This window comes from Micrococcus luteus NCTC 2665, from assembly GCF_000023205.1.
Taxonomy (GTDB): Bacteria; Actinomycetota; Actinomycetes; order Actinomycetales; family Micrococcaceae; genus Micrococcus; species Micrococcus luteus.
In genome coordinates, this window is the sequence record NC_012803.1 from 2,362,253 (window position 1) to 2,380,429 (window position 18,177).

The window sequence follows — 18,177 nt, forward strand, 5'->3', positions numbered from 1 at the left end:
CCTGCCCCCGACACGCCGCGACCCCCGCCTCAGGGGCGGGGGTCGCGGTCACGGGCCGCTCGACGCGGCCGGGGTCGGGTCAACGGCCGTCGCCGGTGCCCGGACGGCGGGTGGCGTCGCCCAGGGTGCCGTCGGCCTCGCGGCGGCGGGCGTCCACGCCCTCGGTGCGCACGTCGCCGGCGCGGTCGTCCACGCGGTGCACGTCATGGTCACGGTGCGCGCCGGCCACGTGGTGGTCGCGGCGCACGGGCTCGGCGTGCACCTCACGCTTGCGGCGGCCGGCCAGGCCCGCCAGGCCCAGCAGACCGGCCAGGCCCCACAGGCCCCAGTTGCCGTTGTCGTCCTTCTCCTCCTGCTGGGGAGCGGGCGACTGGGAGGCCGGCGCCGTGGTGGCGGTCTCGGTGGCCGGGGCCGTGGTCTGAGCGACGGCGGCGGGGGCTCCGAGGCCGGTGAGGACGGCGGCGCCGAGGGTCAGGGCGGTGGCGGTGCGGCGGATGTCGGTCATGATCGTGCTCCTCTCACCGGCGGCTTGCGCCGACCGGCGTCGGGAAGGATCGGCCGGAAGTCCCGGACGACCCTTTCTGGGTCATGCACAAGCACCGTACGCACAGGAGGATGGGGGGCCGTCAACGGTCGCCGACCCGGGGTCAGGGCCGGCCGGCCCGGGCGGGGCCGCAGCAGGAGCCCGCAGCCCCCGGCCCGGCGCGCCCCGGGGCGCAGGGCACGACGACGTCGAAGCGCGTCCACCCGCCCTCGGACGCCACGGTCACGTCTCCGCCATGGCTGCGCGCGATCGAGCGCACGATGGCCAGACCCAGACCCGTGGACGGCTCCGTACCCGGGGTGTCCGTCCGGCCCGTCCCGGGGCCGCGGACGAAGCGGTGGAAGAGGGTGGCGTGTCGGTCGGCCGGGATGCCGCCGCCGTCGTCGTGGACGCTGACGAGCATGAAGCCGGGCCGGGGCTGGTCCTGCCGCACGGAGGCCGTGACGGTGGTCCCGACGGGGGTGTGCTTGGCCGCGTTGGAGAGCAGGTTGCCGACCACGCGGGCCAGCTGCGACCGGTCGCCGGTGACGGACCGCTGGGTGCCCGGCTCCGCCCCCTCGGGCAGGTCCACCACCCACGTGTGGTCCGGCCACGCGGCGCGGGCGTCCATCACGCCCTCGAGGACCACCTCGGACAGGTCCACCTGTTCGGCCAGCGCCACCTCTCCGGAGGGCTCCAGGCCCATCGCCCGGCCGCGCGAGACGGATTCGAGCCGTTCGAGCAGGAGCATGTCGTCCACGAGGGTGGCCATCCGGTCGGCCTGGAACAGCACCCGGCCGAGCGACCGCCGGCCGGTCGCGGAGAGCTCCTCCGTCATCGCGATCATCTCGGCGTAGCCGCGCACCGAGGCGAGCGGCGTGCGCAGCTCGTGGGAGGCGTCCGCCATGAACCGGCGCATCTGCTGCTCCTGCACGCGGCGCTGCTCCAGGGCCGCCTCGACCGAGCCGGTGAACCGGTCGAGCGCCTGAGCGACGACGGCCACCTCGTCCGGACCCTGCAGGAGCCGAGGCGGCATGCGTGAGTCCTCCGGGTCGAGCCCGGCGCGGGCCATGTCCACCTGGGCGACCCGCTCGGCGACGGCGGCGACCTCGCGGAGCGGGGCCAGGCCCCGACGCAGCCACAGGGTCACCAGGATCGCGGTGGTGAGGACGGTGACGGACAGTCCGACGGTGATCGCGATCAGCGCCTGCCGTGCGACGTCGGACATGGCGCCCGTCGGCGCCCCCACCACGAGCACCTGGTCCGCGGCCACCCAGGGGCCCGGCGCGGTCAGGGTCTGGGCCTGGACACGATAGGAGACGTCGTCGACGACGGCGTCCAGCATCGGCCCGCCCGGCCGGTCCCGGAGGGCGTGCAGAAGGTCGTGGGCCTCCCGCGCCGTGAGCGGCACGGACTCCCCGGCGTCACCGACCCGGTGCCCGGTGAGGGCGTCCTGCTAATGCGCCTCCAGACCGGAGAGCGGGACGAGCGCGACCACCGTGCCCTCGGGCTGGCCGAGGGTGCCCGGCGCGCGCAGGTACCCCTCCCCGGGGCCGGCGTCGCCCCCTCCGCCCGGCGAGGGGGCCGTCAGCTGCTCCGAGGCGCGGATCCAGGCTTCGGAGGCGTCCCGAGAGGCGGATTCGGTCAGCAGGGCCTTCGTGATGCCGGCCGCGAAGAACGAGTAGGCCGTGATGGTGGCCACCAGGATCAGAAGGACGCCGGCGCCGATGCGTCGGGCCAGCGACGTGGGTCGCGTGCGGCGGGTGCTGCCGTGCCCCGACGGGACCGTGGCGGTCTCAGGCAGGCCGGATGACATACCCGGCGCCGCGGATGGTGTGGATCATCGGATCCCGGTCCGCGTCGATCTTCTTCCGCAGGTAGGAGATGTACAGCTCGACGATGTTCGCGCGGCCGCCGAAGTCGTAGCCCCAGACGTCCTGCAGGATGCGCTCCTTGGAGAGCACCGTGCGGACGTTGGCCATGAGGAACTTCAGCAGGTTGTACTGCGTGGCGGTCAGCTCGATCTCGTCGCCGCCGCGGGTCACCTCGTGGGTGCGGGTGTTCATCACCAGGTCGCCGACCACGAGCACCTCGGAGCCGCCCGAGACCACGCCGGAGCGCTGCACGAGCCGGTGGGCGCGGATCAGCACCTCCTCCATGGAGAAGGGCTTGGTCACGTAGTCGTCGCCGCCGGCGGCCAGGCCCGCCACGCGGTCCTCCGTCGCGTCCTTGGCGGTGAGGAACATGGCGGGCATCTCCGACCAGTGGGCGCGCAGGCGCTCCAGGACGTCCAGGCCGTCCATGTCCGGCAGCATGACGTCCAGGATCGCCAGGTCCGGCCGGCCGGCGGTGCCCAGCTCGACGGCGGTCGCGCCGTCGTGGGCCACGATCACCTCCCAGCCGCAGAGGGTGAAGCCCATGGAGAGCAGGTCGGCGATCATCGGCTCGTCGTCCACGACGAGCACCCGCACCGGCGCGCCGTCCGGGTGCGAGAGCTCGGGCAGGACCTTCTTCAGCTCCGCCATGGATGACGGGCCGGTGGTGCTCTGGATGGGGCTCACAAGGTTCCTCTACGTTCAAGAGACGGTTCACGGTGCCCACGCGGACGTCGCGGGCTGCGGGGGACGAGCGCCTCGCGACGGAGGGGCGACGCCGTTCCGGGGGATGGCGGACGGGCGGCGACCGGAGGCCGGGGGGTGCGCGGATCCCCCCTCGACGGAGCCCCATGCTACGCGGACCAGCCGGGTCGGCCCAGAGTCTTCTCGGAACGCGGACATCAGCGTGACTCGTCACAGCCCTGACGCATCCGGCGGCGCCACCGGGGCCGCCTCACGCCCACGCCGCGCCGCGTGGCCGGCGTCAGTCGACCGGCTTCATGGCCCAGTGCGTGGCCAGGGTGCCGAACATGTGGGTCTCGTGCCCGATGTTCACGAAGCCGGCGTCCGCGAAGAGGTCCGCGACCTCGTCCGGCGTGTGGAACGCCTTCGTCGAGGAGGACAGGTACGCGTAGGCCTCCGGCCGGTCGGCCATCAGCTTCGCCAGCTGTGGCATCACCCGGTGGATGTAGAAGGAGGAGAAGGGCTTGAGCACGTTGTCCGGCGCCGGCGACGTCTCGAGGGCCGCGACCCAGCCGCCGGGGCGCAGCACGCGGAACTGCTCGGCGAGAGTCGCCGGGATGTCCGCGACGTTGCGCAGCAGGTAGCCGTGGGTCACGGCGTCGAACGAGTCGGCCTCGAACGGCAGGTCCGTCGCGTCCGCGACGACCCACTCGATGCGGTCCCCGCCCGCGCGGGCACGGCCGACCTCCATCATCTCGGCGGCGATGTCCGCGCCCACCACCTGTGCGTCGGGGTGCTGCTTGAGCACCTCGAACGCGAGGTCGCCGGTGCCGGTGGCCAGGTCGAGCACGCGGGCCTGCGCGGGGATGTTGGCCCGCGCCACCGTGTGGCGCACCAGGCGCGGCTCCTGACCCCATGTCATGACGGCGTTCATCAGGTCGTAGCGGCCGGCGATGGCGTCGAACATCGCGGAGACCCGGTCGTGGTGGTCGGCGGCGCCGCGCTGCGCGTCGCCGCGCGGGGCGGGGAGGGGGTTCTGGCTCACCAGGCCACCGTATCCCGCCCACCTCCCCCGACGACGCCCCTCCCCGGGATTGCACAGAGGCGTTAGGTTGTCCTAACCTTCCGGAGTTACCTCACGTCGGTGTTTGCTAATGCAGGCCCAGCCGGGCCGACGCATCCTCCGACCGCAGACCCGACCCCCTCCGCCCGGCGCCCGCGCGTCGCGACCGTGAAAGGCCACCACCATGGCACCGTCCCCCCTGTCCCGCCGCTCCCTCCTCGCCGGCGGGGGAGTCGGCCTCACCCTCCTGCTCGCCGCGTGCTCCACCGGCCCGGCCGGAGGCTCGGCCTCGTCCTCGTCGGCCGGTGCGTCGTCGTCGGACGCCGCGGGCGGGGACGCCGCGTTCCCGCGCAGCATCGAGCACGTCTACGGCACCACCGAGATCCCGCAGCGCCCGACCCGCGTGGCCACCGTGTCCTGGGTGAACCAGGACGTGGCCCTCGCCCTCGGGGTGGTGCCGGTGGGCATGGCCGCCGTGGAGTTCGGCGGGAACGCGGAGAAGTCCACCGACTGGTTCGACGCGAAGCTCGCCGAGACCGAGGGCGCCCAGAAGCCCGTGCAGTGGTCCGAGGCCTCCGGCATCGACGCCGAGGCGATCGCCGCCGTGAAGCCGGACGTCATCCTCGCCGTCTACTCCGGCATCACGCAGGAGGACTACGACCGCCTCTCGAAGATCGCCCCCACCGTGGCCTACCCGAAGGACGTCCCCGCCTACGGCACCTCGTGGCAGCAGTCCACGGAGGTCATCGGCCGCGTGCTCGGCAAGGAGCAGGAGGCGGAGGAGCTCATCGCGGACCTCGAGCAGCAGATCAAGGACGCCGGCGAGAAGCACGCGGACCTCCAGGGCGCGTCCTTCGTCTACGGCACCATCGACCCCGCCGCCGCGGACCAGATCAGCATCTACACGGACGTGGACAACCGCCCGAAGTTCCTCGAGCTGCTCGGCATGGAACAGGCGCCGGTGGTGACGGAGAACTCCCCGGAGGACCAGGCGTTCTTCTTCACGTGGTCGCCCGAGCGCGCGGACGAGCTGGAGTCGGACGTGTTCGTCTCCTGGGCCGCCCAGGATTCGGTCCGCGAGACCATCGAGTCCGACCCCCTGCTGGGCTCGATCCCCGCGGTGAAGGCCGGCACCCTCGTCCTGCAGACGGACGAGCAGGAGGTCCTCTCCGTCTCCGCGATCTCCCCGCTGTCCATCCCGTTCGCGCTCGAGAAGGTCGTCCCGCCGATCGCCGAGGCCGCGAAGACCGCGCAGGGCTGATCCCTCCCCATGCCGTCCACGGCCCTCTCCTCCCCGACCCGCGTCCGCGCGGGCGTGCTGATGGGCGCCCTGCCCGCGGCGCTGCTGCTGGCGGCGCTCGTGGCCGGCGTCGCCCTCGGCGCGCGCACCGTGCCGGCGACGACGGCGCTCGACACCCTGGGCGCGGTCCTCACCGGGCACCCCGTGCCGGAGGGCATCGAGGCGGCGGCCGTGGCCTCCCGCGTGCCCCGCGTGGTGACGGGGGCGCTGGTGGGGGCGGCGCTGGCCGTGGCCGGCGCCGCCCTGCAGGGGGCCACCCGCAACCCGCTCGGCGACCCGGGGCTGCTCGGGCTCTCCGCCGGCGCGGGGCTGGCCGTGGCGGCGGGCATGGCGCTCGGCGTCGCCGGCTCCACGTTCGGGGTGCTGGCGCTGGCCGCCGTCGGGACGCTGATCGCGGCGGCGCTCGGCTACGCGGTGGCGGCGGCCGCCACGCGGAGGGGCCGGACGCCCGGCGCCCCCTCCCCCATGGCGCTCGTGCTGGCCGGCGCGGCGCTCACCGCCGGCGCCACCGCCGGCACCACGGCGCTGCTCGTGCTCTCCCCCACGGTCCAGGACCGACTGCGGTTCTGGGCCGTGGGCACGGTGGCCCGCGCCGACCTCGGCGAGGCGCTCGCCCTGGCGCCCGTGATCGCCGTCGGGCTGCTCGCCGCCGTCGCCGTGGCCCCCGGGCTCGACGCCCTCGCCCTCGGCGACGATCTCGCGCACGGCCTGGGCGGGCGCCCGGAGCGGGTGCGCGCGGTGCTGCTGGGCGCGGTCGTGCTGCTCACGGCCGCGGCCGTGGCGCTGGCCGGGCCGGTCGGGTTCGTGGGGCTGCTCGTGCCCCACGCGCTGCGCCGTCTGCGGCCGTCGAGCACGCGGGCCCTGATGGTCGGCTGCGCCCTGTGGGGCGCCGTCCTCGTGATCTTCGCGGACCTCGCCGGGCGGCTCGTCGTGGCGCCCGGGGAGATCCACCTCGGGGTGACCACCGTCCTGCTCGGCGTGCCCGTGCTGCTGGCGCTGCTGCGCCGCCCGGGGGTGGCCGCATGAGCCTCCAGCGCACCGCCTCGGACGACGTCGTCGCCCGCCTGCGCCGCTCCGACCGGCGCCGCCTCGGAGGGGCCTGCGCGGGCCTCGCCGTGGCCGTGCTGGTCCTCGCCCTGCTGCGCGTGGTGTGGGGCACGTACCAGGTGACCGTCCCGGACCTCGTGCGGATCCTGGCCGGGGAGACGATCCCGGGAGCGAGCTTCATCGTGCTGGAGGAGAAGCTGCCCCGCGCCGTGGCCGCGGTGCTCACCGGCGCCGCCCTGGGCGCGGCCGGCGCGCTCTACCGGCGCACCCTGCGCAACCCCCTGGCCTCGCCGGACATCCTGGGCGTCACCCAGGGCGCCGCGGCGGCGGTCGTGCTGGGGATGCTGGCGACCGCCGGGCAGACCGGCGGCGGATCGGACCTGACGCGCGCCGCCACGGCACTGATCGGCGGCCTCGCGGCGGTGGTCGCCGTGTTCGCCACGGCCCGCTCGGTGGGCGGCGAACGGTTCGTGGTGGCCGGCATCGCGGTGGCGGCGGCGGGCCAGGCCGTGGTGGCCGGGGCCATGCTCTCGCTGGCCCAGCACGACCTGCAGTCGGCCACCGTCTGGATCGCCGGCTCGCTCAACGGCGTCACGTGGGGGCGCATCGCGATGCTCGCGGGCGTGCTCGTGGCCGCCCTGCCGCTGGCGGGGGTGCTCCACGCGCGGCTGGCCCCCGCCGACGTCGGCCCGGACCTCGCGCACGCCCTCGGCGCCCGACCGCGCCCCACCTCGGCCGCGGCGCTGGGGCTCGGCGCGGTGCTGGCCGCCGTGGCGACCGCCGTCGTGGGGCCGCTGGCGTTCGTGGCCCTGCTGGCCACCCCGGTGGCGCGCGGGCTCACCCGCGGCCTGCCCTCCCTGCCCGCGGCGGCGCTCACGGGCGCCGCGCTCGTGCTGCTCGCGGACCTCGTGGCCGGCGAGGCCGTCCCCCTGCTCACCGGCGCCGCCCTGCCCACCGGTGTGCTCACCGGCGCCGCCGGCGCCCCGCTCATGCTCTGGCTGCTGCTGCGCCAGGGCCGGACCCCAGGAGGCGTGCGCTCCGCATGACCGCTCCCCCGCTCACCGTCCCGTCCCCCGCCGCACCGCGCACCGGGGCCGCCGACGACGTCGCGATCCGCCTGCGCGGCCTGACGCTCGGCTACGGCCCGGCCTCGGCACCGCCGATCGTCGAGGACCTCGACCTGGACGTGCCCGCCGGGCGCGTCACCGCGATCATCGGCGCCAACGGCTGCGGCAAGTCCACGCTGCTGCGCGGCCTGACCCGCCAGCTCGCCCCGCGCGCCGGGAGCATCGAGGTGCTCGGCCGGGACGCCGCCCGCGTGTCCGCGCGCGACTACGCCCGCACCGTGGCGCTGCTGCCCCAGCATCCCGTGGCGCCCGAGGGCATGACGGTGGCGCAGCTCGTGGCGCGCGGCCGTCACCCACACCGCGGGCTCCTGGGCGGCCGGGCCGCCGGCGACGACGCCGCGATCGCCTCGGCGCTCGAGCGCACCGGCCTCGTGGAGCTCGCCGAGCGTGAGGCCGGCACGCTCTCCGGCGGGCAGCGGCAGCGGGCGTGGCTCGCCCTCGTGCTCGCCCAGCAGACCCCGGTGGTGCTCCTCGACGAGCCCACGAGCTACCTCGACCTCAGCCATCAGGTGGAGGTGCTCGACCTGGTGCGGGCGCTCCCGGACCCGCGTGGCGGGGGCCGGGCGACCGTCGTCGCGGTGCTGCACGAGCTGAACCTGGCGGCGCGCAGCGCGGACCACATCGTGGCGATGGCCGCGGGCCGGGTGGTGGCGCAGGGCACGCCGGGCGAGGTGATCGTGCCGGAGGTGCTGGCCGAGGTGTTCGGCCTGGACGCGGACGTGGTGGCCGACCCGCTGCTGGGTCACCCCGTGGTGCTGCCGCGCGGGAACGGGGACCGCCGATGAGCGCCGACGGCATGATCGTGGCGCACACGCGCGTGGTGTCCGTGGAGCAGCCGTGCCGCGGGTTCCGGCGGATCGTGCTGGCGGGGCCTGACCTGGAGGCCGCCAGCGGGGACCTGCTGGGACTGCTGCCGCCCGGCGTCGCCGACCTGCACGCCCTGTACCGGGGCGCGCGGCCGCGCCGGGACGCCTATGTGAAGCTGCTGATCCCCCCGCCGGGCGGGACGTCGGCGGACCCGGACCTGTCCGCCGGGTTCCGCGCCGGGTTCCTGGCCATCCCCGAGGAGGAGCGCGGCTGGATGCGCACGTACACGGTGCGCTCGGCCGGGCTCGTGCGGCTCGACGGGCGGCAGGTGCCCTCGCTGACCGTGGACGTGGTGCTGCACGGCGACCCGGACGACCCCGCCGACCCGCATCAGGGGCCGGGCCTGCGCTGGGCGCGCGCCGTCCAGGCGGGGGACGCGGTCAACGTCCTGGTGCCCTCGGCGGAGGCGCCGACGTGGTCCGGCTGGCGGCAGACGGGGGCGCACCGTGTGCTGGCCGTGGGCGACGAGACCGCCGTCCCCGCCCTGGTGTCCGTGGCGGAGGAGCTCGCGGACCCGTTCGGCGGGTTCGACGGCGAGGCGGACCTCGTGCTCGAGCTGCCCCACGACGGTCAGGCCGCCGACCTCATCGCCGAGCGCCTGGCCGTCCCCGAGCCGTGGGACTGGCGGGCCGTGACGGAGCTGGCGGACCGGGGCCGCGTGCGCCTGCACGTGGGCCGCCGGGCGCCGGGGGCGCCGTCGGGGTCCTGGGCGCACGCCCGCCTCGCCGCCCTGCTGGGCGTGGACCCCGACGACGCCGGCGGGCCGGTCGCGCCGCCCGCGGCCTCCGTCGAGCGCGAGTGGACCGTCGCCGCCCTCGAGGCCGACGAACGGCCCGAGGCCTACGTGTTCCTCGCAGGGGAGTCCGCGATGGTGCGCGCCCTGCGCCGGCTCAGCGTGGGCCCCGGCGGCGTGCCGAAGAAGCACGTCTCCTTCATGGGCTACTGGCGGGAGGGCCAGGCGGAGAGCTGAGGAGTGGGGTGGCGGTCGCGCGCCGCTCCGCCCTCGCACCGGCGGCGGGCTCTCCCTACTGTGGAAGTCCAGCACCCGATCGAACCGAAGGAGAGATCCCCATGACCCGCACCGTGATCATCGGCGGCCACGGCAAGGTGGCCCTGCTCGCCGCACCTCTGCTGGCGGAGGCCAGCCACGACGTCGTCTCGATCATCCGCAACCCCGACCACGCCGAGGACGTCCGCGCCGCCGGCGCCGAACCGCTCGTCCTGGACATCGAGAAGGCGGACCAGGAGGAGCTGCTCCACGCGCTGCGCGACGCGGACAACGTCGTGTTCTCCGCGGGCGCGGGCGGCGGGGACGCCCAGCGCACCCGGGCCGTGGACCACGACGCCGCCGTCGCCAGCATGCGCGCCGCCGAGGCCGCGGGCGTGCGGCGCTACGTGATGGTGTCCTACCTCGGCGCGTCCCTGCACCACGACGTGCCCGAGGACGACCCCTTCTACACCTACGCGCAGGCCAAGGCCGAGGCGGACGAGGCGCTGCGGGACTCCGGGCTGGCCTGGACCATCCTCGGTCCCGGCGCCCTGACCGACGAGGAGCCGTCCGGCCGCATCACCGTGGACCCGGACCTCTCCGACTCCGACGCCTCGCAGCGTGGGGCCAGCCGCGGCAACGTCGCCCGGGCGATCGTGGCCGTGCTCAATGAGCCGGGCACGGTGGGCCGGAAGATCGACTTCGTGGACGGCGACGTGCCCGTGGCCGAGGCCGTCCGCGGTGACTGACGCGCCGCCGCCGTCGTCAGCCCTCCCACCCGCGCTTTCGAACGTGGAAGGGGGCGAATGGGGGCTTTCGAACGTGAGATAGGCCCTCTCTCACGTTCGAAAGCGCCGGGCGCCGGCCGCCAGCGCCGGGGACCGCCCCTCAGGCCAGGCCGAGGCGGCGGTCCACGGTGCCGAGCACACCCATGAGCCCGGTGAAGCCGGCCAGGATCCCGGCGAGCACGACGCCCACGCTGCGTCGGCCGAGCCGCGGCACGTCGAGGAACGGGTACGGGTACCAGTCGATGCGGGGCCCGCGCGCCATGGTCGCCGCCGCCCACATCAGCGGGATGACCGAGGCCAGCCCGGCGCGCCGCGGCGTGATCTGCCCGCGGGGGTCGAACAGCGCCCACACCGCCGGGGCGAGCACGGGGTTGACGATGTGCTGCAGCGCGTCGTTGAACCGGTAGAGGAAGGTGTCCTGTTCGCGGCCGCGCAGCACCGCGTTGTAGACGATCCCCGTGACCATCACCGAGCCGAGGCCGGCGGTGCGCACGGCCCAGAACAGGTCCGACGTGGGCGCCTCACGACGCGCGGCCAGCGTCAGCGACGTGCCCGCGACCAGCGCGTTGGACAGCCACGTGAAGTACGCCGGCTGGTTGAGGGCGTGGGACCAGCCCGCGGGGAAACCGCCCTGATAGCCGACGCCCGGGATCACCATGGAGTCCTTGGACATGCCGATGGGGAACGAGGTCAGGCACCCGATCAGCGGCAGTGCCCCCGAGACCTGCCACGCCAGGCGGCTCCGACGGTCCACCGGCGGCACGGGACGCGGCTGCAGCCGGGACACGACGACGTGCGCGATCCGCTCACGGACCCCCTGTGGGGCGGGGCGGGTGCGGCGGAGGGAGGGCAGGCTGACGCGGAGGGTGGACAGGGGCATGGGGGTCGTCCTCGAACAGCGGGGTCAAGGGATGAGACCGCCCATTCTCACATGAACAGCAGTTGAACGAAAGGGAGCGAGACGGAGAACATCGCCGCGCCCCCTCCTGCCCGCCCCGCCGCCTCAGTGGGCGCCGGCCTCCTCCAGCGGCAGGATGCGCTCCGGATCCTCGACCTCCACGCGCACGCCGTCGGCCTGCAGCCGGCGCACGCCCTCGGCGATCAGCCGTCGGCCGACGTCGTCGATCCAGTCCACCCGCTCGAGGTTGAGCACCACGGTGCGGATGGGCCCGTCGTTCTCGTCTTGGGCGGCCACGGCGGCGGCCTCGTGCACCGCCCCGCCGCCGGTCGCGGCCGAGAGCGCCGCGCTGTCCGCCGCGGCCTCCTGCCACCGCGGGTAGACGGCGGCGTCCCAGCCGGTGCCGGGCTTCTCCGCACCGGTGCGCAGGTCCGTGAGCGCGTCCAGCACCGCCTCGGCGCCGCCGAACCGGATCACGCCCTGCAGGTGCAGGAACACGCGGTCACCCTCGCGTTCCACGAAGCGCACGGCGGTGCCGCCCAGGCTGTCCCCGTCCATGAGGTGCAGCCGGAAGTCCTCGGAGAGGCGGCGGCACGCCAGCACGCCGCGCGCCGAGTTGCCCACCTCGTCCAGGCGCGGCGAGAACACGCCGATCCCCACGCGGCCCGGCAGCGCGCCGAGCACACCGCCGGCCACCCCGGACTTGGCCGGGATCCCGACGTCGGCGAGCCACTGCCCGGCGGCGTCGTACATGCCGGAGGAGGTCATCACGGACACCACGCGCCGCACCACGATGGACGGCAGCACTCGCTCGCCCGTCATCGGGTGGATGCCGTCGGTCGCCAGACACGCGCCCATCACGGCGAGGTCCTTGACGGTGACGAGCACGGCGCACTGCGCCACATACCCGGCCACGATCTCCCCGGCGGAGTCCTGCAGCACCCCGTAGCTGCGGAGCATGTGCGCCAGGGCGAGGTTGCGGTCCGAGACCGCCATCTCGGACTCGTACGTCTCCCGGTCCACCGAGAGCCGACGCCCGGCGAGCAGGGACATGATCTCCACGGCCCGGTCCAGCCGCTCCTCCCGGCTCGCCTGCGGTCCCACGAGCAGCTGGTGCACCGCGAGCGCGCCGGCGTTGATCATGGCGTTGTCCGGGCGGTGCGACTCCGCCTCGAGGGAGAGCTCGTTGAAGGCCTCGCCCGAGGGGTTCAACCCCACCTGCCGGTCCACGGCGGCGAAGCCCCGGTCCACGAGCGCGGCCGCGTACGTGAACGGCTTGGACGCGGACTGGATGGTGAACTCCACGTCCGCGTCCCCCGCGAAGTGCAGCCGCCCGGTGGGGGTGGCCAGCGCGATGCCGAAGCGGTCCGGGTCCGCCTCCGCGAGCACGGGGATGTACTGGGCCGTCTCGCCCGGGTTCACGGCGCCGAGCTCGGTGATCAGGCTCGCCAGGTAGTCGGGGATCGGGTGTCTCATCTCAGGCCTCCCAGCGCAGGCAGGTCAGGGGCTCGCCCCCGGGCACGGGCACGTGGCCGGTGGCACGGAAGCCGAGCCGCTCATAGAACGGAACGGTGGCGGGCACGGACGCCTCGAGGTGCACGGGCAGGCCCGACGCGCGGCGCTGGCCGTGGCGCACCAGCGCACTCGCCGCCCCGCGTCCGCGGGCGGACGGGACGGCGCCGACCTCCTCAAGGTACCAGTGCCGGCCCGCCGGGCGGGCCCGCTCGCAGGCGGCCTGGATGCGCTTCAGGGCGAGGGTGTGGCGGCCGTGGACGGCGACCGCGGTGGGCAGCCCCGCCACCAGGCCCGGCACGTCGACCCCGCGGGGGGCGGCGGGGGAGGTCCACACGGCGGCGCCGAGCAGCGTGCCGTCGTCGGCGTCCACGGCGACGTCCACGGCGCCGAGCGGGGCGCCGTCGGCCCCCGCGCGCAGCCCGTGGCGCACGGCGATGGTGAACTTGCGCTCGAGGCGGGCCTCGCGCCGGTCCTCGGGCACGAGCCCGAGCGTGTACGGGTCCGTGGCGAAGGCCTCGGCGAGGACGGCGCCCACGCGGCGGGCGGTGTCCTCGCGGGCTCCATCCGGGCGCAGGGTGAGCACGTGGACGCGGGGGCGCGGGGGCGCGGGGTCCGGGGAGGTCATGGCCCCCAGTCTAGGGACGGGGCCGGGCGCGTCATCGGACCGGCCGACGTGCGTTCCGCCCCGTGTGATCGGCGACACTGGTGGGCATGGACTCCTCCGCACCGCTCGCCCCGGCCCCCGCCGCGGACGCCCCGCCCGCCGCGTATACCCGGATGTATGACGGCACTCGCCGACTCCTTGCACCTGGGCCGTCGGGGGAGTAGCATGACCCTACGCGCTCTCGCCGTTGACCTCCCTCCTGATACTGGGATCGCCGACGACGAGAGCCTTTTCTTTACGAAAGGTCGCCGTGCCCAAGCCCCATCCGCCCGTCCCTTCCCGCCCCACGGCACCCGGTCGAGGAGAGGACCTCCTGGTCGCCCCCAGTCCTCGAGCACCAGCCTTTCCTGTGCGAACGGAGGTGGTCACGGCCATCCTCGTGGACGGCGGTTTTTACCGGAAGCGAGCGGCGCGGCTCTTCGGCCATAAAGATCCTGAGGCACGCGCGGATGAACTGCTCGAATACTGCCGTCGGCATACGCGTAAGACCCGCTCACGGTTGTATCGGATCTTCTACTACGACTGCCCACCCTCGGAGAAGGTCGTATACCACCCACTAACCCAGAAGTCGGTCAATCTGGCAAAGACCGATGACTATCGTTGGATGACGGATTTCCATGCTGCCCTTCTAAAGAAACGCAAAGTCGCGCTCCGGCGGGGGGAAACCCTCGAGACACAGTCTGGATACCAGATCAAGGCCCAGCCGCTGAAGAAATTGCTCCGGGGCGAGATCTCCGTCGCCGATCTCGAGGCGGACGACTTTCTCCTCGACATAACCCAGAAAGGCGTGGACATGCGGGTGGGCCTCGACATCGCGGCTTTGGCCGCCACGGAGCCCGTGAACCAGATCATTATGATCTCCGGAGACAGCGACTTCGTCCCAGCTGGTAAACACGCCCGGCGATCCGGCATTGATTTCGTCTTAGACCCAATGTGGGCCCAGATCACCGACAGCCTCCACGAGCATATCGACGGCCTGTGGCAGTGTGTACGGCCCAACCCCGACAATCTCAGGGACCCCTTGCACGCGGATAACCTCAGCAGCGCCTCCGTCGCGGCCAAGGACGACGAGGATGCCGACGTCGATCTTTGACTTAGACGTCGTCGCCCGCCTGCAGGCGGAGCTGCCCGGCCGCGTGGACGTCTCCCTCGCCGCACTCGAGGCCGCCCGGGCGGACCGCTCGGGGCGTCGTTCCCCGGCCGCGCCGCTGGCCGTGGTCCGCGCGCGGACGGTGGAGGACGTGCAGGCCGCGTGCCGGATCGCGCACGGGACCCGCACCCCGCTGGTCACCCGCGGAGCGGGCACGGGGCTGGCCGGCGGCGCTGTCGCGGGGGCGGGCGAGATCGTCCTGGACATGACCGCGATGGACCGGATCCTGGAGGTCTCCCCCGCGGACCGCGTGGCCGTCGTCGAGCCGGGGATCCTCAACGGGGCGCTGAACGCCGCGCTCGCCGAGCACGGGCTGTGGTGGGCCCCGGACCCCGCGTCGAAGGACATCTCCACGGTGGGCGGCAACATCGCGATGAACGCCGGCGGGCTGCTGTGCGCCAAGTACGGCGTCACGCGCGAGGCGGTGCTGGGCCTGGACGTGGTGCTCGCGGACGGCACCCTGCTGCGGCTGGGCCACCGCACCGTCAAGGGGGTGACCGGCTACGACCTGGTCGCGCTGATGATCGGCTCGGAGGGCTCGCTCGGCGTGATCGTGGGTGCGACGCTGGCGCTGCGGCCGGCCGTGTGCGGCGTGCCGGTGACGCTCGGCGGGTTCTTCCCGGACGTCGTCGCGGGCGCCGCCGCGGCCGAGGCGATCACCGGGGCCGGTCACGTGCCCGCCCTGATGGAGCTGATGGACGAGGCGACGCTCGCCGCGGTGCGCGCGTACGCGGGGCCCGAACGCGGGGCCGCCCTGCCCGAGTCCGGCGCGTTCCTGCTGGTGCAGGCCGACGGCGCCGGCGCCGAGGCGGACGGTGAGGCCATGGCCGCCCTCATGCGCGCCCACGGCGGGGACGTCACCGTGACCGTGGACCCCGCCGAGGGGGAGGCCCTCATGGCCCTGCGCCGCACCGCGTTCCCCGCACTCGAGCGCCTCGGCACCCCGCTCGTGGAGGACGTGGCCGTCCCGCGCAGCCGCATGGCCGAGATGTTCGCGCGGATCCGTGAGATCGAGGCACGCACCGGCGTCGCCATCCCCACCACGGCCCACGCCGGGGACGGCAACCTGCACCCGATCCTGCTGTTCGGCGCGGCGGCGCAGGTGGGTGGCGCGGCCGAGGACGCCGCGTCGATCCCGGCGGACGTGTGGGAGGCCGCCGGCGAGCTGTTCCGCGCGGGTCTGGGACTCGGCGGCACGCTCACCGGGGAGCACGGCGTGGGCCTGCTCAAGCGCGCGTTCCTGCGGGACGGGCTCGGCGACGCCCAGCACGACCTCCAGCAGCGCATCAAGGCCGTGTTCGACCCGCACGGCATCCTCAACCCAGGAAAGGTGTTCACCCCGTGACGCAGCCGACCACCCCCGAGACCCCCGCCGACGCCGGCACGCCGACCCCGTTCGAGGTCGGGCTGCAGCTGCGCTGGTCCGACGAGGACCGCTACGGCCACGTCAACAACGCCCGACTGCTCACCCTCACCGAGGAGGCGCGCGTGCGCGCCCTGGGCGCGTGGGCCACGACGACGGCGTCCGGGGACGTCCAGCGCGTCGTGCGGTCCATGGAGGTCCAGTACGAGGCGCCCGTGGTCTACGTCGGGCCCGAGGTGACGGCGCGGGTGTGGATCCTGCGGATCGGCCGGACGTCCTTCACGCTGCGCCACGAGCTGTGGCAGGACGGGCGGCGCTGCGTGCTGTGCGACGCCGTGTTCGTGCAGGTGGACCCGGCGGCCGGGCGGCCCGTGGCCGTCTCCGACGAGGAGCGCGCCGTCTTCGAGCGCGTGCTGATCCCCGCCGAGGACTGACGGGCCGCCGTCGGGCCTGTGGACGGCCAGCCGTCTCGCAGGATCCCGCCGTAGGCTCTGAGGCCATGGAGCAGGACCCTTCCCCGGACGCGCCGGCGCCCTCGGCGGACGTCGAGGCGCTGCGCGGCACCCCCGTGTCCGAGTTGACGCAGCTCTCCCCCGTGATGTCCGTGGCGTTGGATCGGCTGCGCAAGGACGTCGAGCGTTTCGACCTCGAGTACCGCTCGGCCCTGCTCCAGGTGGAGGCGCGGCTCGAGGTGCTGCGGGACGAGTTCACGCACCTGCACGACTACAACCCCATCGAGCACATCGTCACGCGGGTGAAGTCGCCGGAGTCGATCCTGCGCAAGGCCTCCGCCCGCGGGCTGTCCCTGGACCTGGACGCGCTGCGCACCAACGTCACGGACATCGCCGGGGCGCGCGTGATCGTCAGCTTCGCCCGGGACGTGTACCGCGTGTTCCGCCAGTTCACGCAGCAGCCGGACATCCGGGTGCTCGAGGTGGAGGACTACATCTCCCGGCCCAAGCCCTCGGGCTACCGCAGCCTGCACTGCCTCGTGCAGGTGCCGATCCACCTGTCCACCGGCACGATCCCGGTGACCGTGGAGATGCAGTTCCGCACGAGCGCCATGGACTTCTGGGCCACGCTCGAGCACAAGATCAACTACAAGTTCGACGGCGGCGTGCCCCCGGACATCGCGACCGAGCTCGTGGCCGCCGCCCGCGTGGCCGCGGATCTGGACACCCGCATGGAGCGCCTGCACGACCAGGTGCAGGAGACCGACCGGGACGACGACGCCGCCGCGGCCTGGGAGGACGACGGCGGTCCCGCCTTCGAGGACGAGCCGGCGGCGGGGCCGGGCGAGGCGCAGCCGGGCGCCGCAGGGCCAAGCGACGCGGAACCGGGCGACGACGCGCCCGGCGCGTCCACCGTCTGAGCCCCTCCGTCCACACCTGGCGGGCCGCGTGCACAGGGTTCTCCACAGAGTTGTCCACAGGTGTGGATGAGTCACACGCGTGTGATCCACCGAAGCCGAGCAGGGCGTGACCGCAGACCAGGGAGGACATGCGGACGGAACGGGGCGGGGCGACTCCCGGTAGCCTGGGCCGATGCCCTCCACCGCCGTGCCGCCGCGCGACTCCGGCGCCGCCTCCACCCTGCCCGCCCGCACCGGGCACCGCGGGGTGTCGATCCTGCGCACCGCCGCCCTCGTCCTCGTGGTGGCGGCGTTCGTGTGGCTTGCGCTCACCGTGCGCCTGCCCGGCGTGGACGAGCTGCGCACCCAGCTGGACGGCTTCGGCTGGTGGAGCTGGCTGGCGTTCACCGTGCTGTACGCGGCCGTGGCGCTCACCCCCATCCCCGTGACGATCATGGCGGTCACCGCCGGGGTGCTCTTCGGCGCGATCCAGGGGACGGTGCTGTCCGTGGTCGGAGCCCTGCTGGGCTCGCTCGGGGCATACGGCATCGCGCGCGCGGTCGGGCGCGAGGTGGTCCTGCGCCGGCTCGGCCGCCACGCCGAGACCGTGGAGCGGCGGCTCGAGGACACCGGGTTCCTCGCCCTGCTGACCCTGCGCCTCGCCCCGGGCCTGCCGTACTGGCCCGTGAACTACGGGGCGGGCGCGCTCGCCGTGCCGCTGGGGATCTTCGCCGGCTCCACCGCGGTCGGTGTGATCCCCGGGCAGCTCTCCCTCGTGGCGATGGGGGCGTTCGCGGTGCGCCCGGGCGTCGTGAACGGCGTGCTGCTCGGAGTGGGCTGGCTGACCGTGGGCGGTCTGACCCTGTGGGCGGTGCGCCACTGGCGACGGGCCACCCGGTCTGCGGAGGAGCCGACGGGCCCGCAGAGTGGTCACGACACGCCATCTCCCCGTGCGCGACGCGGCGTGTCGTGACC

General features: G+C 74.5%; 19 protein-coding genes. 11 read left to right on the forward strand and 8 right to left on the reverse strand.

Features of this window, described 5'->3' with window-relative positions; all coding sequences use genetic code 11:
* Positions 1-79 precede the first annotated feature (79 nt).
* The 5 genes from MLUT_RS22460 to MLUT_RS22480 form a co-directional block, all read right to left on the reverse strand.
* Positions 80-505 carry a WGxxGxxG family protein gene (locus MLUT_RS22460; RefSeq protein WP_010079915.1) on the reverse strand — a complete coding sequence of 142 codons (426 nt, stop codon included), beginning with the start codon at positions 503-505 and terminating at the stop codon, positions 80-82.
* A gap of 142 nt (positions 506-647) precedes the next feature.
* Positions 648-1,868 carry a HAMP domain-containing sensor histidine kinase gene (locus tag MLUT_RS22465; RefSeq protein WP_238318551.1) on the reverse strand — a complete coding sequence of 407 codons (1,221 nt, stop codon included), beginning with the start codon at positions 1,866-1,868 and terminating at the stop codon, positions 648-650.
* Between the two features lie 111 nt (positions 1,869-1,979).
* A complete protein-coding gene (locus tag MLUT_RS22470; RefSeq protein ID WP_231936615.1) occupies positions 1,980-2,225 on the reverse strand; it encodes a hypothetical protein in 246 nt (81 codons plus the stop codon).
* A 94-nt stretch (positions 2,226-2,319) separates the two neighbouring features.
* On the reverse strand, positions 2,320-3,048 hold the full coding sequence (locus MLUT_RS22475; protein ID WP_029248286.1) for a response regulator transcription factor: 729 nt from the start codon (positions 3,046-3,048) through the stop codon (positions 2,320-2,322).
* A 334-nt stretch (positions 3,049-3,382) separates the two neighbouring features.
* A complete protein-coding gene (locus tag MLUT_RS22480) occupies positions 3,383-4,126 on the reverse strand; it encodes a ubiquinone/menaquinone biosynthesis methyltransferase (RefSeq protein ID WP_010079911.1) in 744 nt (247 codons plus the stop codon).
* A gap of 202 nt (positions 4,127-4,328) precedes the next feature.
* Between MLUT_RS22480 and MLUT_RS22485 the strand changes: the two genes are divergently transcribed.
* The 6 genes from MLUT_RS22485 (at position 4,329) to MLUT_RS22510 (ending at position 10,222) form a co-directional block, all read left to right on the forward strand.
* Entirely contained in the window at positions 4,329-5,405 is a 1,077-nt protein-coding gene (locus tag MLUT_RS22485) for an iron-siderophore ABC transporter substrate-binding protein (protein ID WP_010079910.1), read from the forward strand.
* Between the two features lie 9 nt (positions 5,406-5,414).
* Positions 5,415-6,470: a FecCD family ABC transporter permease gene (locus MLUT_RS22490; protein WP_012751131.1), complete on the forward strand. Its 1,056-nt coding sequence runs from the start codon at positions 5,415-5,417 to the stop codon at positions 6,468-6,470.
* Entirely contained in the window at positions 6,467-7,537 is a 1,071-nt protein-coding gene (locus MLUT_RS22495; protein WP_012751132.1) for a FecCD family ABC transporter permease, read from the forward strand. Before MLUT_RS22490 ends, MLUT_RS22495 begins: the two co-directional genes overlap by 4 nt.
* Positions 7,534-8,403, forward strand: a complete 870-nt coding sequence (locus MLUT_RS22500) for an ABC transporter ATP-binding protein (protein WP_012751133.1) — start codon at positions 7,534-7,536, stop codon at positions 8,401-8,403. The genes MLUT_RS22495 and MLUT_RS22500 overlap by 4 nt, the downstream gene beginning before the upstream one ends.
* Positions 8,400-9,455, forward strand: coding sequence for a siderophore-interacting protein (locus tag MLUT_RS22505; RefSeq protein ID WP_010079905.1), 1,056 nt, complete (start codon positions 8,400-8,402; stop codon positions 9,453-9,455). The genes MLUT_RS22500 and MLUT_RS22505 overlap by 4 nt, the downstream gene beginning before the upstream one ends.
* 101 nt (positions 9,456-9,556) lie before the next feature.
* The gene (locus tag MLUT_RS22510; protein WP_010079904.1) at positions 9,557-10,222 is read left to right on the forward strand and encodes an SDR family oxidoreductase; all 666 of its coding nucleotides are present in this window, start codon (positions 9,557-9,559) and stop codon (positions 10,220-10,222) included.
* A gap of 139 nt (positions 10,223-10,361) precedes the next feature.
* On the opposite strand, the gene MLUT_RS22515 is transcribed toward MLUT_RS22510, so the two are convergent.
* From MLUT_RS22515 to MLUT_RS22525, 3 genes are all read right to left on the reverse strand, one after another.
* Positions 10,362-11,141: a Pr6Pr family membrane protein gene (locus tag MLUT_RS22515; protein WP_010079903.1), complete on the reverse strand. Its 780-nt coding sequence runs from the start codon at positions 11,139-11,141 to the stop codon at positions 10,362-10,364.
* A 123-nt stretch (positions 11,142-11,264) separates the two neighbouring features.
* Positions 11,265-12,635, reverse strand: coding sequence for a glutaminase A (glsA, locus tag MLUT_RS22520; RefSeq protein WP_010079902.1), 1,371 nt, complete (start codon positions 12,633-12,635; stop codon positions 11,265-11,267).
* Position 12,636: 1 nt separating this feature from the next.
* Positions 12,637-13,299 (reverse strand): GNAT family N-acetyltransferase, encoded by a 663-nt coding sequence (locus tag MLUT_RS22525; protein ID WP_010079901.1) that lies wholly within the window; start codon positions 13,297-13,299, stop codon positions 12,637-12,639.
* Between the two features lie 400 nt (positions 13,300-13,699).
* On the opposite strand from MLUT_RS22525, the gene MLUT_RS22530 reads away from it, so the two are divergent.
* The 5 genes from MLUT_RS22530 to MLUT_RS22550 all read left to right on the forward strand — a co-directional run bounded on the left by MLUT_RS22530 (position 13,700) and on the right by MLUT_RS22550 (position 18,175).
* Positions 13,700-14,431, forward strand: coding sequence for an NYN domain-containing protein (locus MLUT_RS22530; RefSeq protein WP_231936616.1), 732 nt, complete (start codon positions 13,700-13,702; stop codon positions 14,429-14,431).
* The gene (locus tag MLUT_RS22535; protein WP_012751135.1) at positions 14,412-15,833 is read left to right on the forward strand and encodes an FAD-binding oxidoreductase; all 1,422 of its coding nucleotides are present in this window, start codon (positions 14,412-14,414) and stop codon (positions 15,831-15,833) included. Before MLUT_RS22530 ends, MLUT_RS22535 begins: the two co-directional genes overlap by 20 nt.
* Positions 15,830-16,285 carry an acyl-CoA thioesterase gene (locus tag MLUT_RS22540; RefSeq protein WP_010079897.1) on the forward strand — a complete coding sequence of 152 codons (456 nt, stop codon included), beginning with the start codon at positions 15,830-15,832 and terminating at the stop codon, positions 16,283-16,285. The genes MLUT_RS22535 and MLUT_RS22540 overlap by 4 nt, the downstream gene beginning before the upstream one ends.
* Before the next feature lie 65 nt (positions 16,286-16,350).
* Positions 16,351-17,223, forward strand: coding sequence for a GTP pyrophosphokinase (locus MLUT_RS22545; protein WP_010079896.1), 873 nt, complete (start codon positions 16,351-16,353; stop codon positions 17,221-17,223).
* A gap of 172 nt (positions 17,224-17,395) precedes the next feature.
* Entirely contained in the window at positions 17,396-18,175 is a 780-nt protein-coding gene (locus tag MLUT_RS22550) for a TVP38/TMEM64 family protein (protein ID WP_010079895.1), read from the forward strand.
* Positions 18,176-18,177 lie beyond the last annotated feature (2 nt).